Source organism: Clostridium pasteurianum DSM 525 = ATCC 6013 (assembly GCF_000807255.1).
Classification (GTDB): Bacteria; Bacillota; Clostridia; order Clostridiales; family Clostridiaceae; genus Clostridium_I; species Clostridium_I pasteurianum.
This window is the reverse complement of record NZ_CP009268.1, coordinates 1,107,158-1,123,277: the sequence shown is the minus strand read 5'-3', so window position 1 is coordinate 1,123,277 and position 16,120 is coordinate 1,107,158. Positions and strand designations below refer to the sequence as shown.

General features: G+C 31.3%; 13 protein-coding genes. 5 read left to right on the top strand and 8 right to left on the bottom strand.

Annotated elements, in window-relative coordinates:
• Positions 1-308 precede the first annotated feature (308 nt).
• On the top strand, positions 309-1,682 hold the full coding sequence (locus tag CLPA_RS05080; protein ID WP_158380938.1) for a glycosyltransferase family 39 protein: 1,374 nt from the start codon (positions 309-311) through the stop codon (positions 1,680-1,682).
• Here the strand turns inward: CLPA_RS05080 and CLPA_RS05075 are convergent.
• The 6 genes from CLPA_RS05075 to CLPA_RS05055 all read right to left on the bottom strand — a co-directional run bounded on the left by CLPA_RS05075 (position 1,668) and on the right by CLPA_RS05055 (position 10,254).
• Positions 1,668-2,924 (bottom strand): MFS transporter, encoded by a 1,257-nt coding sequence (locus CLPA_RS05075; RefSeq protein WP_003444623.1) that lies wholly within the window; start codon positions 2,922-2,924, stop codon positions 1,668-1,670. The two genes, CLPA_RS05080 and CLPA_RS05075, sit on opposite strands and share 15 nt — an antisense overlap.
• 519 nt (positions 2,925-3,443) lie before the next feature.
• On the bottom strand, positions 3,444-3,566 hold the full coding sequence (locus CLPA_RS21870; RefSeq protein ID WP_257786230.1) for a hypothetical protein: 123 nt from the start codon (positions 3,564-3,566) through the stop codon (positions 3,444-3,446).
• A gap of 301 nt (positions 3,567-3,867) precedes the next feature.
• Positions 3,868-5,193, bottom strand: a complete 1,326-nt coding sequence (locus CLPA_RS05070; protein ID WP_003444624.1) for a nitrogenase component 1 — start codon at positions 5,191-5,193, stop codon at positions 3,868-3,870.
• A gap of 52 nt (positions 5,194-5,245) precedes the next feature.
• Positions 5,246-6,751, bottom strand: a complete 1,506-nt coding sequence (locus CLPA_RS05065; RefSeq protein ID WP_003444626.1) for a nitrogenase component 1 — start codon at positions 6,749-6,751, stop codon at positions 5,246-5,248.
• A 502-nt stretch (positions 6,752-7,253) separates the two neighbouring features.
• Entirely contained in the window at positions 7,254-8,642 is a 1,389-nt protein-coding gene (locus CLPA_RS05060; protein WP_003444628.1) for a nitrogenase component 1, read from the bottom strand.
• Between the two features lie 112 nt (positions 8,643-8,754).
• Positions 8,755-10,254 (bottom strand): nitrogenase component 1, encoded by a 1,500-nt coding sequence (locus tag CLPA_RS05055; protein ID WP_003444630.1) that lies wholly within the window; start codon positions 10,252-10,254, stop codon positions 8,755-8,757.
• A 608-nt stretch (positions 10,255-10,862) separates the two neighbouring features.
• Here CLPA_RS05055 and CLPA_RS05050 point away from each other — a divergent pair.
• The 4 genes from CLPA_RS05050 to CLPA_RS05035 all read left to right on the top strand — a co-directional run bounded on the left by CLPA_RS05050 (position 10,863) and on the right by CLPA_RS05035 (position 14,330).
• Positions 10,863-11,561: a response regulator transcription factor gene (locus CLPA_RS05050; RefSeq protein ID WP_003444632.1), complete on the top strand. Its 699-nt coding sequence runs from the start codon at positions 10,863-10,865 to the stop codon at positions 11,559-11,561.
• 1 nt (position 11,562) lies between these two features.
• The gene (locus tag CLPA_RS05045) at positions 11,563-12,477 is read left to right on the top strand and encodes a sensor histidine kinase (RefSeq protein ID WP_003444633.1); all 915 of its coding nucleotides are present in this window, start codon (positions 11,563-11,565) and stop codon (positions 12,475-12,477) included.
• Positions 12,478-12,697: 220 nt separating this feature from the next.
• Positions 12,698-13,612, top strand: a complete 915-nt coding sequence (locus CLPA_RS05040; protein ID WP_003444635.1) for an ATP-binding cassette domain-containing protein — start codon at positions 12,698-12,700, stop codon at positions 13,610-13,612.
• A complete protein-coding gene (locus CLPA_RS05035; RefSeq protein WP_003444637.1) occupies positions 13,605-14,330 on the top strand; it encodes an ABC transporter permease in 726 nt (241 codons plus the stop codon). Before CLPA_RS05040 ends, CLPA_RS05035 begins: the two co-directional genes overlap by 8 nt.
• Before the next feature lie 40 nt (positions 14,331-14,370).
• Here CLPA_RS05035 and CLPA_RS05030 read toward each other — a convergent pair whose 3' ends face one another.
• Both CLPA_RS05030 and CLPA_RS05025 read right to left on the bottom strand, forming a co-directional pair.
• On the bottom strand, positions 14,371-15,006 hold the full coding sequence (locus tag CLPA_RS05030) for a hypothetical protein (protein ID WP_003444639.1): 636 nt from the start codon (positions 15,004-15,006) through the stop codon (positions 14,371-14,373).
• Between the two features lie 165 nt (positions 15,007-15,171).
• Positions 15,172-15,999: a YihY/virulence factor BrkB family protein gene (locus tag CLPA_RS05025; RefSeq protein WP_003444641.1), complete on the bottom strand. Its 828-nt coding sequence runs from the start codon at positions 15,997-15,999 to the stop codon at positions 15,172-15,174.
• Positions 16,000-16,120: the final 121 nt, after the last annotated feature.

Below are 16,120 nucleotides of genomic sequence, written 5' to 3'. Positions count from 1 at the left end.
TATAAATATTATTATTCAATTATTTGCATATTGTGAATTTTCAGTTTATTTTCTTTATCTTCATATTATCAAATAATGTGTGCTTTGTCAATACGTTTACTTATAATTACTTTGGATTTTAAGTAAAATTTTAACTGTATTATAATTTTTAAAAGAATAGACTTGTACAATAGAAATATATATTGATATATGCTAAAATAATTATTAACCTATAGTAAATTAGAAGAATGGAGTAATTTATGCCAATATTTAAATTTATTAACCCCAAAAATTTCTTGTTATTTTTATCCTCCATTATAATTTTTATTATGATATATTCATCTTTCTCCGTAAAGGTAACCAATATAAATATATCAATTATTATTTTTGTAATAGCATTAAACATATTCACTACATTTTTGTCTATTAAGATAAACAGATACAGTAATAAAGCCTTTTTCCTTATATTAATATTGATATCAGCATCCATTTACTTTTTGTGGAATATCTATGCACTTACAAATCCTGTTAGTGACTACAGAATTCTTCTAGAGGGAGCAGATAAAATATCAAAAGGAATATTTTTCAAGGAAAGCTTTGATAAATCCAGTTATTTTTATTTCTATAATTATCAGATTGGATATACAGTATATCTGGCTGCTTTTATAAAGCTCCTTGGCTACAAACTTCTATATATAAAAATAGCAGAAGCCCTTTGTATGATAGCAACATCTATAACTATTTATAAACTTGTAGAAATTATATCTAATAAAGATGCAGCAGCTATTGCTTCAATTCTATACGCTATGTATATTCCAAATATTATGGGATCATCAGTTATAAACAATCAACATATAAGCACTCTACTATTATGTCTGTCTTTATATTTTATGATGAAATCAACCACAAAAGCTTTACTATTTGCTGGTATTCTATTAGGATTCACTCAAATATTAAGACCTATTGCAGCTATAATAATCATGGGGTTCTCCATAGTTTACATTCATAGGATGTTAAAAGAAAAAAGCTATTATAAATACTTTAAGAAATATATAATTTTTCTCATTGCTTTTATAATTATAGTAAAGGGCTTTGACATAGCTGTAATAAAAAGTGATATTTCTCCCTCTCCTATTAGTAAAAGTAATGCAAAATATTTTAAGTTTGTATTAGGATTAAAAGGCAGTGGCGTATACAATATTCCAACGGAAAACGCCAGAAAAACCCAAGTTTATTTTGATTTAAAAACTCTAAATTTTGACTATAATAGATATAATGAAGAGTGTATTGAAACGATAAAGAACTCTCTAGTAAATTATAAAACTACCGTACCTTTTTTGATAAATAAAATGTATCATTTTATGGGATATACAGATAATCAATATAATTTTGCCATTACCAAAGATAAAATAAATAATTATATTTTTACTCTGATTAAAGCAGGAAATGTACAATATATATTTTTGCTTATATGTGCCTTAATTTCACTTATACTAAAATTCAGAAATGAAAATAAAGACATAGACCTATTCTCTCTTTTGGTCCTAGGATTTATATTAATTCATATTTTAATTGAGACTCAGCCCAGATACAGATATGAAATATATGTCTTTATACATATGCTTACAGGTGAATTTATAGCCGCTGTAACTTCAAAATATTCATTGTCTTACTCCAATTTTTATAAGTCAAACTCTTTTTAAATAAAAAAACATAATAGACATTAAGACCAAGGTTATTATACCACAAGACAAAAAGCTCATATTAGCTCCTAAATATTGGCCTACTGTACCTGCAAATAGATTTCCAATGGGCGTAGTTCCAACAAGTACCAGACTATAAACACTTACTGCTCTTCCCCTATATTCATCACTGGAATTTATTTGTATTGTGGAATTCACTGATGCCATAAAAATTATATTGAAAAAACCATAGGCTGTTAATATTAATATAGAAATATAATATGTGTGAATAAAACCTTGGATTATCAAACACATTGATAAAATTAAAGCACTAGTGAATATTACATTTGATCTTCTTTTTTTATTTGAAGCAAATTTTACAGATCCAATTAATGCACCTATACCAGAAGCAGTTAGAAGAGTACTGTAAACCCCAGCAGATTTATGCAAAACTTCTTTTACATAAACAGGTATAATCACCTCATTGTTAAATGCAAAGGTCCCAACAATAAGCATTAATATTACTGATGTAAGTATTACCTTTTGTGACTTAATATATTTTAATCCATCTATAATATCTTTAATTATATTACAATTTTGTTTTCTTATATTTACCTGATAAGATTTAATACTCATTAATCCTATCATAACTGCTATAAAGCTGAAACCATTAATTGCAAAACAAAAAACAGGGCCCAATTTAAGCAATATAATTCCGGAAATTGCTGGTCCCAGTATTCTTGCTATATTCACAATAGTGGAATTCATCCCTATGGCACTTATTAAATCCTCTTTACCTACCAATTCTATAAAAAATGATTGCCTCGTTGGCATATCAAAGGTCTGAACAATGCCATAAATACCTGCTAATATTAAAACATGCCAATATTTAATATGTCCTGATAATATTAATATTGCAAACACAAAAGCCTGCAGCATCTGTAAAAACTGTGTTATTAGTAACAATTTTTTCTTTGGAAATCTATCCACAAAAACTCCTGCAAAGAGAGAAAATAAAAGCATGGGGGTAAACTGAAAAACTCCTAAAATTCCAAGCAGAAATGCTGATTTAGTAATACTATAAAAAACCCACTGCTGAGCTGTTCTCTGTATCCAAGTTCCCATAAGTGACACACATTGTCCTGCTAAAAAATATCTAAAATACTTATACTTTAAAGCTGGAAAATTTTCAATTAACTTATTGGACAATTTTTTAATTGGCAGCTTTCCTCCCAGCAATTCTGCTCCCCGTAACCCATTCACTTAAAATTCCTCCTAACAACACTATCAACTGCAAAATATCTCACATGAACAATATCAGCAAATCTAATAAACTACTAGCCCTGAATAAGTTTCCACTTCCAAACAAAAAAGGCTTAATATTCATGATAAATAAATATCAAGAAATATTAAGCCTCTTATTTATTAAGTGAGCTTTAAAAATAATTTACTAAACCTAAATCCCAAAATTAAAATTATTATTTTATAATATACATTTACCTTTTATTATATTAGCATAATTTATCAATGTCAATATTGTCTAATGAATGAATGAATTGCTGTTTAACTGAAGTTCAGCTAAATTTAAATATATTATATAGAGATTTGCAATCCTCATGTATTATGAAGCTGAAAAAATCCACTAGAATCTATAATGATTTTTAAAATACAATCTTCAAGATTCTAATGGATTTAATATTCTTTTCATTTTAATATACATAATTTTTCTATAATCTCACAGTTGTCATTTTTTTATTGTATCTATTTAGTTTCTATTTTAAATCATCCACTAAATAAAATCTTTTTCTTATTGATGATATAATCAAAAATAGTATGAACATTTTTACGTATACCTCCTTCCAAAATACTGTAAACTTTCATACAATCATCCTCTGAGTCAGTCATAATTTTCACCCCCTTTTATTTGCATATTCATTTCAATATATATATCCAACTTGCAATATAAATTTTTCAGATAATGCTATTCATGTTTATTAATATCTAATTAGGAAATTGGATATCTGTAATCACATTAATATATAATTAGAATAAAAATTTGTTATTAATTTAAATTCCTTTAAAATATATAGTGAAACTACATCTAAGCTTAAAATTAATAGATACAAATATAGTATTATCAAGGCTTATAAATTTTTTAGTTTTAGTTTGAAACTAGTTTCACTATATATAAATGTAATTTTATCTTCTAATAATGATTTAATATACTATTATATATATCTTCAACTAAGGCTAAGGCACCATTGTAACCTGCATAAGTCTTATTTAGTACAATACTGTTAAGTATAGGTATTGACAAATCTAAACCATAGCCTCCTAATTCAGAAACTATATCTTTATCCCAAAAGCTTCCTATAATTAGCGGCTTATGATTATTATGATCATAATTTCTTATGCCCTTATGAATTTTCCTGCCGTTGGTTTCAAATATTACTTCTGCAGAAATAGTTTTTGAGGAATTTTCAAGTTCCCTTTTTATAAAGTCTTCATATTCCTTAGGCGTATTTTCAGTTATATACTGCTGACCTGGTACAAGTCCAAGCTCCTTTATTAAAAATTTATTGATACCTAGAGCATAAAAGGAATCAGTAATAGTGAAAAATTTATGAATTAAATCATACCGGAATTCTACAAAAAAATCTGCAGATCTCTGTAAATAGTAATAATAAATTCTTTCTTTATCTCTTATGAACTCTTCTGCCTTATTTCTATCCAGATCTCCAAATTCCACTACTTTCCTCAAAAATTCTGTAGTTTGTTTAGCACCTATAGGAAATATGGGATGATATAAATATGGAGTTCCATATTTATCTTTTAACAGTTTTGCCGTTTTGAGTCCTACCCAGGGAGATAATACAATATTAAATTCAGCGTTAGGAATAGTTTTCCACTCTTCTACTCCCCCAGCTTCTGGTCCAAATAATATATTGACTCTAAGTCCTATTCCCTCTAACAATCGTTTAATTTCTGATAGATTTCCAGCCCAGAAAGGATCCTGATAGGGTACTACCGACCATACATTGACTAAACCTTTTTCAACTTTTGGCTGTACATCACCTACAAATTGATTTATAATTGCCTGAGTTACAAGCTCATGACCTAAGTAATTATTCCCTTTAAATCCTCCCGTTTCAGCATATACTATAGGTACTCCATTTTTCTGATATTCAGAAACTACTTGTCCCACATCATCTCCTATAATATCAGAAGTACAGCCTGTTAATACTACGAATAAATCTCCTTTTAAAATCTTAAGGGTACCATCTATTACTTCCCTTAGCCTATCTTCTCCTCCAAATACTACTTCTCTTTCTGAACTGTTTGTACAAGGTATGGTACTTCCCCCTGCATAGCCTGTTCCCTGATATCCAGAGTTAAAGCTTACAGCACTAAAGACTTTTTCACTGCAGCCTGGTCCTGAATTTAGAATTGGTATTGCTTTATCTATAGCTAAAACAGTCTGCTGTGCTCCTATAGCACATACATATCTTGGTTGTTCAATTATACCTGACACTTATTTTTCCCCCTTGAAAATTTATATTTTCACATGATGTTTTTCAAATAATTTATTCAGCAACCTTTTCTCTTTGTAATTCCTCTGTCTTTTTACCTTTAGTTCCAAGAAAAGAATATGGATTTTGATTCATCCACCAATCTGTATATGGAAGTTCTGAATGCTCCGCAATATTTTTTACAAATTCATCATTTTCCAGTAAATCTACTACCCTTTCTCCAAAATTAATTAATCCCTGATAACCAAAGCTTAAATTTTCATTGGCCCAAAGTAGTGTTGGTATCCCAAGTCTTATGCCCCATATGGCCATTCCTGGATGTCTTGTTACACATATATCAGGTCTTATTTTATTCATAGCATTTACAAATTCAAAGGACTGTTTATTGGATACATCATAATTAGGTATGTCTCCATAATTTTCAACCACAAAATTCAAAGTATCCGCATCGATATCTCCATTATCATAAACAGGATCATGATGATAAACGCAGGCTCCAATTACTTTTACATTTAATTCATTAAGTAATGTAGAAATTATGTGACCATAGGCAGCTCCTGCAGTGACATATCCCGTTTTCCCTTTTAATCTATTTCTTAACTCCTCAAGCTTAGGTGCTATTCTCTCCTTTTCTGATTTTATTAGCTCCTCTACCTCCTGTTCTTTCCCTATTATTTTTCCAATTTCTCTAAACCAAGCATCAGTACCTGTTATCCCATAAGGCTGGGAAGCTTTCACTTCAGGAATCCCATATTCCTGTTGTAATCCTGCTGCAAGATAAGTTCCAAGAGTGGAACATATTTGTGCTGTAGCTGCTGCTTCTGACAGTTTCGATAATTGCTCTACAGTTGAAAATGGAGCTATATAGTTTGGCTCTAAACCTATTTTTCGGAGTAAATATGAAAACTCATCACTTCCCCAAAAGCTTATTATATTGATGACATTCTTTTTCTTTTCCACTGGAGGTTTTACAATTTTTCTTAAAATGCCGTGGAAAGCAGCATCAAAGCCTGTAGTCCATACTCTGGACTTAAAGCCCTCACAGGAAATATACACTATTGGTATACCTATCTCTTTTTCTGCCTTGTCCGCTATGGCTTCAACATCATCTCCTATAATGCCTGAGGCGCAGGAAGTAGTTATAAATATTGCCTTTGGATTAAACTCCTGAAAGACCTCTTTTATAGTCTTTCGAAGTTTAGCTCCTCCACCATAAATAGTATCTTTCTCTTCCAAATTTGAACTTACTGCATTTATATTTTTTACAGTGAGATTTCTTTGTTTCTGTCCAACCTTGTTTACAAAACCAAACATAGAAAATTCTCCTGAACACCCTATAGGACCATGCTGTATTACTACTGCGTCCTGTATCATGGAAAGCTGACATAAAGCTTTACCTACACTGCAGCCAGCCCATTGACTGAAACTTCGATTTTCCTCTTTAAGTTTTCCGCATCTAGCTGTTTTAACTAAACCCTCTGCTGTTCCGCAAAAGCCCGTAATAGATCCAAGTCTTTTTTCTCTTATCGCTACCTCAGGTACTTCTAAATTAATTTTCATATTAATCCTCCCAACAATTTCAAATTATCTCCCAATAAAAGCTGCTGATTGCATTCCAAAGCAATCTTTTCCAAATATATTATATTAAGTAAATTTAATCCTTTTATTAAGATCTGAGTAAATTTAGATATACTATGTGAACTAAGTAGTTTTATATATAAAAATAAACTAGAAATTCAAATCCTTAAATTTAAGAATTTAAATCTCTAGTTTATCTAGTCGACTTATCTATAAACAGAATTCTTAGCATCATATGGAATTTCTTTATGATTCCTAATATTTAGAAGTCGTTATCCAGGGACGTAGCCACTCTTTACTCCCACTTGAAGAAAAGCAGAGAACCAAAATCTTTTTTTGATTTTGTGTGAATCGCTTTTGCTGTGTGCTACGAGAGTATTAGAGTGTATAGTCATAGGATAAATACATTTTTTCATAATCAGTATCTATTCTTCATAATAGACAATTCTAAAATATGCTATTTTACCTAGGATCAATCTCTGCACTACGCACTGGCACTTACTGTTGTGGTATAAATTTTTTCAAGAAGAGTAAGAGCTCCTCTGTACCCAACATAGGACTTTGATATAACCACCTCATAGGAAGCTGGAAAGCCTATTTCCACTATATGCCCTCTCAGCTCTTTTACCAGATCTCTCTCCCAGGTAGTACCAAAAATAATAGGCGGCTTATTTCCAAAATCCGTTTTCCTTATTTTTTCATGAATAATATAGCTATCCTCTTCAAACTCCACATCTACAGACACATCCTCTGCTATATTTTTATATTCTTCCACGATAAGTCTTCTGTATTTTTCAGGTGGATTATCTGTAATGATCTGTCTTGCAGGTATTACTCCCAACTGATTAACTAAAAATTTTGTTATTGCCAGGTTATAGTTACTATCTCCTATAACTGCAAATTTTGCTGGAAGTCCCCAAAAATACTCTGCATAAAAATCAGAAAATCCTTCCAAATAGTTATAGTATTCTTTTCTCTCCTGTTCAATAAATCTCTCCGCCTTCTCTTTATCGATCCCTGCGAAATCCACTACCTTTCTAAGAAAACTACTGGTTTCCTTAGCTCCTATGGGAATTACAGGAATATGCAGATAAGGCTGACCATACTTTTCTTTTAAGTGCTCTGCTGTCTGAAGCCCTAGCCAAGGAGACAGCACCAAATTGAATTGTGCTTTTTTTATGTTTTTCCACTCTGAAACCCCATCACTTTTATTTCCGAACAAAATATTGACCTTTAATCCTACACCCTCTAAAATTCTCTTTATTTCCGTAAGATCACCCTTCCAAAAGGTATTATGATAAGGAAGCAGTGACCATACATTTACAAGACCCATTTCTTTAGGTCCATCATAATCACCTACATACTGATCAATAATGGCCTTGGTAACAAGTTCATGACCAGTGAAATTATTACCTTTAAAACCTCCCGTTTCCGCATATACGATAGGAAGTCCTTTCTTTTGGAATTCTCCTACCACAGCTCCTACATCATCCCCCACTGTATCCGGAATACATCCTGTCATCACCACAAATAAATCTGCCTTTAAGACTTTAAAAGTGCCTTCAATTAATTCTTTTAACCTGTTTTCTCCCCCAAATACAACTTCTTTTTCATTTATGTTGCTGCTTGGAATAACGGCACCGCCCCCATAACCGCCACCTTGAAACCCATTGTTAAAGGATATGGCAGTAACCTGTTTTTGAGCACATCCCGGACCGCAATGGGTAATGGGAATTACTCTTGGAATGGCAAAAACACTGTGTATAGCTCCTAAGGCACAACCATATCTAATCTGTTCTATAGAATTTGTCTTCTTTAATTTTTCACATTCTCCCAAATCTCTTTTCCCATAATTTGCTTCTGAAATAGACATTATGCTAACTCCTTTTATGTTAAATAACTCTGACTTAAGTTTTTATTTACACTAAGCTTATATAAACTAATGATCATGCTACCGAATTTAATAAAACTAAATTTCATATATTTTACTTTGCAAGCACATAGGGATCCTTTTGGCTGAGCCACCAATCTGTATAAGGCAATTCTACATTTTCAGATAGATCCTGATGGAATTTCTTACGGGCCAGTATCTCAAGAATAGTCTCTCCCAAATTTATAATTCCCTGATAGCCTACTGCATGATGACCATCTCCAAGAGGTGCTGCTGGAATTCCCATTCTTGAAGCTAAAGGTGCAAGCCCATTATGTCTTATGATGATAAAATCAGGATTTATATTTTTAAGAAGTCCATAAAATTGATACTGCTGACCATTACTTACACTAAACTGCGAAACATCCCCATAGTTCTCCACTAAAAATTTTAGAGAATCCTTTTTATCCGCATCTTCACCATCAAATATTGGTTCATGGTGAAAGGTAAGAGATCCATCTATATCTACACCAAGATCCCGTAGCACTGCAATAATACCGTGAGCATAAGAAGATCCCGTAGCTACATAGCCGACTTTACCCTTAAGTAGTTTTCTAAGTTCCTGCAGTCTTTTTTCTATCCTCTTATGTTCCTTTTCTATATAAGCTTCTGCCTTTTCCTCTCTATGGGTAACTTTTCCCAGTTCTCTTATCCAAGCATCTGTAGCAAGAATCCCATAGGGCTGAGGAGCTTTAACATCTACAACTCCAAACTGTTTTTCTAGAGCAGCAGATAGATAGGAAGATAGTGTATAACAAAAGGAAACACTGGCAGCAGCTTCTGACATCTGCTCTAAATCCTCTACGCTGGCTAAATCCACCACATAATTAACCCTAAGTCCCAGTTCTCCAAGCATAGGTGTAAATATATCTTCACCCCAAAGGTCAATTACATTAACCAAATCTTCCTGCCTCTTAGGATTTTTACGGGCTACCTGCCTTATAATTCCATGGTAGGCTGCATCAAAACCTGTAGTCCAGTGTTTTGATCTGAATCCTTCACAGTAGGTAGGAATTACAGGTATTTTAAATTCCTGCTGCAATTTATTTGTTACACTTTCTATGTCCTCTCCAATAACTCCTGCAGCACAAGAGGTACCCACAAAAATAACTTTAGGATTGTGCCTGTTAAAGGCATCCCTTATAGACTGTTCTAACTTTTTTAATCCTCCAAAAACCACATCACTTTCATCCATATTTGTATTGATTATCCTGACATTTTCTACAGGCAATCCTCTTATGGCAAGACCATTACGATATAGTGAATTGGATAATACCTGACCTGCACCACATCCTACCGGAGAATGCTGAATAAAAACCGCATCTCTTACATTACTATGCTGACATGATACCATTTCTTCGCTGCACTTGGACCCTTGAGTAAAAGGTCCTCTGGGTTCGCAAAGTCTTTTCCCTCCATTATCCTTGCAGCCGCCGCAGGTATATTCAGAATCTCTTAAAATTTCTGATGCCTTGCCGGTTTTCCATGAAATGATGGTTCCAAGCCTCTCCTCACGAGTCTGCACCAAGGAATTATCTAAGTTTATCTTCTTCATTAAAAATCCCTCCCTTTGAAGCAAGCTCTTAATTCAGGTGGGGATTCTTTTACCCAATCTGAATTTTAGAACTGCAAATGCATGGCTTACTTGGCGTCGAACTCTCACTTGAAGAAAAGCAGAGAACCAAAATCTTCTTTTCGATTTTGTGTGAATCGCTTTCACAGAGTGCAAGCAGAGAACCAAAATCTTCTTTTCGATTTTGTGTGAATCGCTTTCACAGAGTGCAAGCAGAGAACCAAAATCTTCTTTTGGATTTTGTGTGAATCGCTGTACAGAGTGCGTGGAAAACTTACGCCAAATTAGTCATGTGAAAATAAAAAACACCAGCTACCTATTCCCCTATAAAATAACTTAGGAAACAAGTCTCTAGTGTTACTAGTCAACCTTAAATATTGATTTTATTGTTAATAAAAATGATATCAAGGTAATCATATTTTGTCAATAGGTATAGTATAAAATATATTTAAGCAGCGAGGCAAATTTTTTCACCTGAATTAAGAACTTGCTTCAATATTACGTAAATTTCATTGTATAAATCAAAGCCATGAAATATAATAAAAGAAATACTTATGTTAACCCAAAATATCTAAAAGAAAGGTCTCCCTATGAAATATGAAATTTTAATTATAGATGATGATATTGATTTGTGTATACTATTAAAAAAATATTTGAAACTAGAAGGATACACAGTTACCCTTTGTCACGATGGAAAAAGCGGATTAGATAAATTAGAGTATAATAATTATCACCTCATTATTCTAGATGTAATGCTGCCTCAAATAAATGGCTTTGAAGTTTTGACAAATATCCGTCAAAAAAATAATGTTCCAGTTTTAATGCTTACGGCAAAAGATTCCGAAGTAGATAAAGTTTCCGGTTTAAGATTAGGTGCAGATGATTATCTAACAAAACCATTCTTACAAAGTGAATTTGTTGCAAGAGTCCAGTCATTAATAAGACGCTACACTATTTTTAATCATCCTAATGATTTAGAGCAGCAATCCTTGAGTTTTAAAGGAATCATTATTAATCCAGTCCAGCGGAATGTAAAATTAAATGGTAATGACATCCAGTTAACTGCTAAGGAGTTTGATCTGCTATATTATTTAGCTTCTCATCAAGGACAGGTATTTACAAAAAAACAAATATATAATCATGTATGGCAAGATGAATATGCTTTTGACGATAACAATATAATGTCTTTAATTAGTAAATTAAGAAAGAAAATAGAGAATAAAAAATTTCATCTTATCTATATTCAAACTATACATGGCGTTGGTTATCGTTTTAACCAGGAGGTATAGAATGCTAAATGTACTAATTATTTTCTGTATCCTATTAAGTACTATAGTGATTATCCTTTTCTTTCATATAAGAAATACCAAAAGTCAAATAAAAAACATCTCAAAAATACTTGATGATATTTTAAAGGGAAATCTTGATAGACGCTTATTTGCTAATCAAAACGACATTATCAGTGATATATGTTACAAAATAAACGAGATTGTCATTGAAAGTAAGAATCAATTAATTCAGCAAAATAAATCTGAAAAATCCTATAAAGAACTGGTAACCAGTCTTTCACATGACATTCGCACTCCCCTTGCTTCTCTTGTAGGTTATCTTGATGCTATAGACAATAATTTGGTTACTGGCAAAGAAAAAGACAGCTATATTCAAACAGCCAAAAATAAAGCCTTTAGCCTAAATGAATATATTCAAACATTATTTGAATGGCTAAAACTGGAGTCTGGAGAGTGGATCTATACTTTTGATAAAGTTGATATTTGCGAAAAAACTAGAACATTAATCGCTGAATGGATTTCCCCCTTTGAACAGGCTCAGATTAATTATCATGTTGATATTCCAGCCCATTCAATTATTGTTAATCTGGATATTGCCGCATATGAAAGAATTATAGATAATCTTATTGCTAATGTTATAAATCACAGTCAGGCGACTGACATCAATATATCTATTTTACAAATTGATGATATAGTTGAAATTAACCTTATGGATAATGGTATAGGCATTTCTGAGAAAGATAGGCCTTATATCTTTACCAGACTATATAAATGTGATTCTTCTAGAGGTATTAGAGGAAATGGCTTAGGCTTAGCTATTGTTCAAGAGTTAATCAATGCACATAAAGGAACAATTATTTTAAATAGTAAAATAAATAAAGAAACAATATTTACAATCCACCTCCCCCGTATTTAGCGTGGGGAGTTTTTTCAAGAAAAAGATAAGAATCCCGCAAGGTTTTGGCAAGATTTATAGGTTATTATCAATATATAAACAGGATTCCAAGTTTCAGGTAAACTCTTCTCCATCTGAAACTTAGAACTCTTTATCCATGAACGTAGCAGGCGCTATCTCCTACTTTGATAGAAGTTGGGAGTAATACGGATGGTAGGGTAAACAAAAAAGGAGTGGTATAGTGATTCTCACAACTAATAATTTAACAAAAAAATATAATGATCAAACTGCTGTGAATAAGGTGAACCTTAACGTAAAAAAAGGCAGAATATATGGTCTGATTGGAAGAAATGGTGCAGGAAAGACAAGCATAATGAAAATGATTTTAGGATTAACTTCAATTACCTCTGGTGAAATAAAAATTTTTGGTGATACCTTACAAGGAAATCAAAAAACCATATATCCTCGAATAGGTTCAATTATCGAAACACCTGGTTTTTATTCCAACTTAACAGGAGCTGAAAATCTACAAGTCTTTGCAAGGTTAAGAGGAGAAATTAATTCTCATTCAATTGAACAAGCATTAGGTGTGGTTGGATTACCTTATAATGACAAGAAAACTTTTTCTTCATATTCTCTAGGTATGAAACAGCGTTTAGGAATCGCCAATGCTATATTAAATGACCCGGAATTATTAATACTTGATGAACCAACAAATGGATTAGATCCCATCGGAATATCAGAAATACGAATATTCTTAAAAAAACTATGTGAAGAACAGGGGAAAACAATTATAATCTCTAGTCATATTTTATCTGAAATTGCATTAATAGCTGATGATATAGGTATTATTCATAAGGGAGTATTAATAGAAGAATGTACAATAGAAGAATTTCATAAAAATACGGAACAGTATTTATCTATTCAAGTAATAAATATCCCTAAAGCTGTTCATGTTTTAGAGTCTAAATTGTGTATTCATAATTTTTCCGTAGAAGATAATAACTACCTTCGTATTTATGACTTAAATCATAAAATATCCACAATTAATGAAGTACTTGTAAAAGAAAAAATAGATATTACCCATTTAGAAGTTTGTACAGATAATTTAGAAGATTATTTTAAAAAGATAACTGGGGGTGAAGGCATTGCTTAATATTTTAGCTAATGAAAAAATGAAATTAAAAAGAAATAAACTAGTTATTACATGTACATTAATAGGAATCCTTCTCCCCTTAGTAATGATTTGGTCAGATATACGGAACAGTAATTCATTGCTAGAAGAATTTACTATTATGCAATGGCTCAGTCGCTTAATACTTCCCATTCAATTAATAGTTTATCCAGTTCTAAGTGGTTTTGTTATTACTTTTTTAATTCAAAAAGAGTATATGGAGCGAACAATTATTAATACATTAACGGCTCCTGCAAACAGAAATAAGTTTTTGTTAGGAAAATTTATTGTTTGGGTCATATGGTTTGTATTCATAACAGTGTTGTTTTTATTGATAACTTATGGTGGAATTTCATTGCTGTATGGCAATTCTCAATTACAAGTATTTCTCCCTGAAATTACTAAAACTTGTTTGAAAGCAGGTGTATTAAATCTATTGTCAATGACTCCAATTCTAGCTATTTGTATCTTCCAAAGAAATGCGTTTTATCCCAGTTTATTATTTAGCTGTATAGTAGCAGGCATTGATTTGGCAGGGTTATATTGGTCAGAAAATATTCGACGATTAATACCTTGGTCCGCAGTCAGCTCAATAAGTATACTTAATGATTCTAGTTCAATAGCATATTTATCTATATTCTGCTGCTCTTTATTGGGACTGGTAATAAGTCTATACTCATTTAATCATCAAGATTTGTGAGGAATTATCCAATATCAATTAAAATACAAACCTCCAAGCTCTAAAAAGAACTATTGGAGGTTTGCATTTCTATCATAGCTTTTTGACCTCTTAATATAAAAGCACTATTAATTTGATCAAACTTTTTGTTTTCACTTAGCATTTTTTGAATATCACTATCTTTTTCAAGAAATTGTTTTTCTTCTAGAATGGAAGCATTAAGCCACTCCATATCTTTATCTGAAACAGTTCCATAATCATTTATTATATACCAGGAACCATTTTTATTTACTAAAGATGCAATTTCTATATCTGGCCTAGGATTTTTTATTCCCTTAAAATATGTGTTAAAGGAACATATTATCACTGCATAATTTCCCTGTTTCTTTACATTAAATAATTTTATTACTTCCATTTTGTCCACTTTAAATGCATTTAGTTTCTTTTTAACAGACCCAGTTTCAGATATCACTGGGTTTACAAAGTATTCACTTAGAAATTCTGCATCTTTACTAATTTCACTTCTATAATAACTTTTTACAGTTTCTTCTGGAGTACTTCTATTTGTATTATTTGTTACTTTTGTATTTTGCGCTTTTGTATCCTTTGTTTTAACTTGTAAATTGCTATTACATCCAGTAAATAACAATGATGCTAAAATTACAATGAATATCTTCTTTAAAATAGTTCCTTTCAATTTGTTTACCTTCTATCTTTAAACTTAAAAAATCCAGCAATATATTTACTGTTTTCTAAATCTTTTTAGTCTAATTATTTAACCAACAAATTGAATTCTACATCAAAAAATCACCTATGTAAATAACTTAAAATAAATATTTTCAGGAAATAATTTCAATAAAAATCATTTACAATTTTTTAATAATACTGAATTTATTTCACCACCTAAAATAATGACAGCTGCAGTAATAAGCAGCCACAGCATCAGCACTATTACAGCTCCAATACTTCCATAAAGCTTTGAATAATTTCCAAAATTGTTTATGTAAAAGGAAAAACATAGGGAAGATATTATCCATCCAAAAGCAGCAAATAATGCACCAGGGATTACATCCCTTAAACTGTGATTTTTACAGGGAGCAAATTTATATATAATAGCAAATATACTTACCATAATTATAATACCAAGTATATACTTCATAAAGCTCCATATAATCTTAAATTTATCTGGAAGACCAAACCAATTAATTAAAAAATTACTGTTGGTCTCTCCAAAAATTAATAGAAATACAGAAAACATAACCACTATGGCCATAGCAAAAGTAAAAGCTATAGATATAAGCTGTACTTTTACTATACTTCTTGACTCTCTTTCATTATAAGCTTTATTTAATCCCTTTATTACAGCATTAAAACCTGAGGAAGCAGACCAAATAGTCAATATAAGACTTATAGATAAAAGTCCTCCTTTTTTACTGTTTATCACCTCTGAAATAGTCCTGTCTATTAAAAGATAGGCATCTCCAGGGATTATAACCTTTAAATTATTCATTATATCACTAGTCTTTATGTCACTATAACCTACTATTGTCATCAAAAATATTAAAAATGGAAAAAAAGCAAATAGGAGACTATAGGCAAGTTGAGAAGATAAAGCCAGTATATCGTCTTCCCATGCCTTTTTAATCATATTTATAATTCCACATTTAAGTTTGTTAATGCTAATGAACATTTACAGCAAGTTCTCCTCTCTATGAAATAACTAATTTAATTTTTTAATAGTTTTTTCAATAGAACAAATTACTATTCACTGTAAAACTATTAAACAAAAATTCAGCTTCACCTTAAGGTAA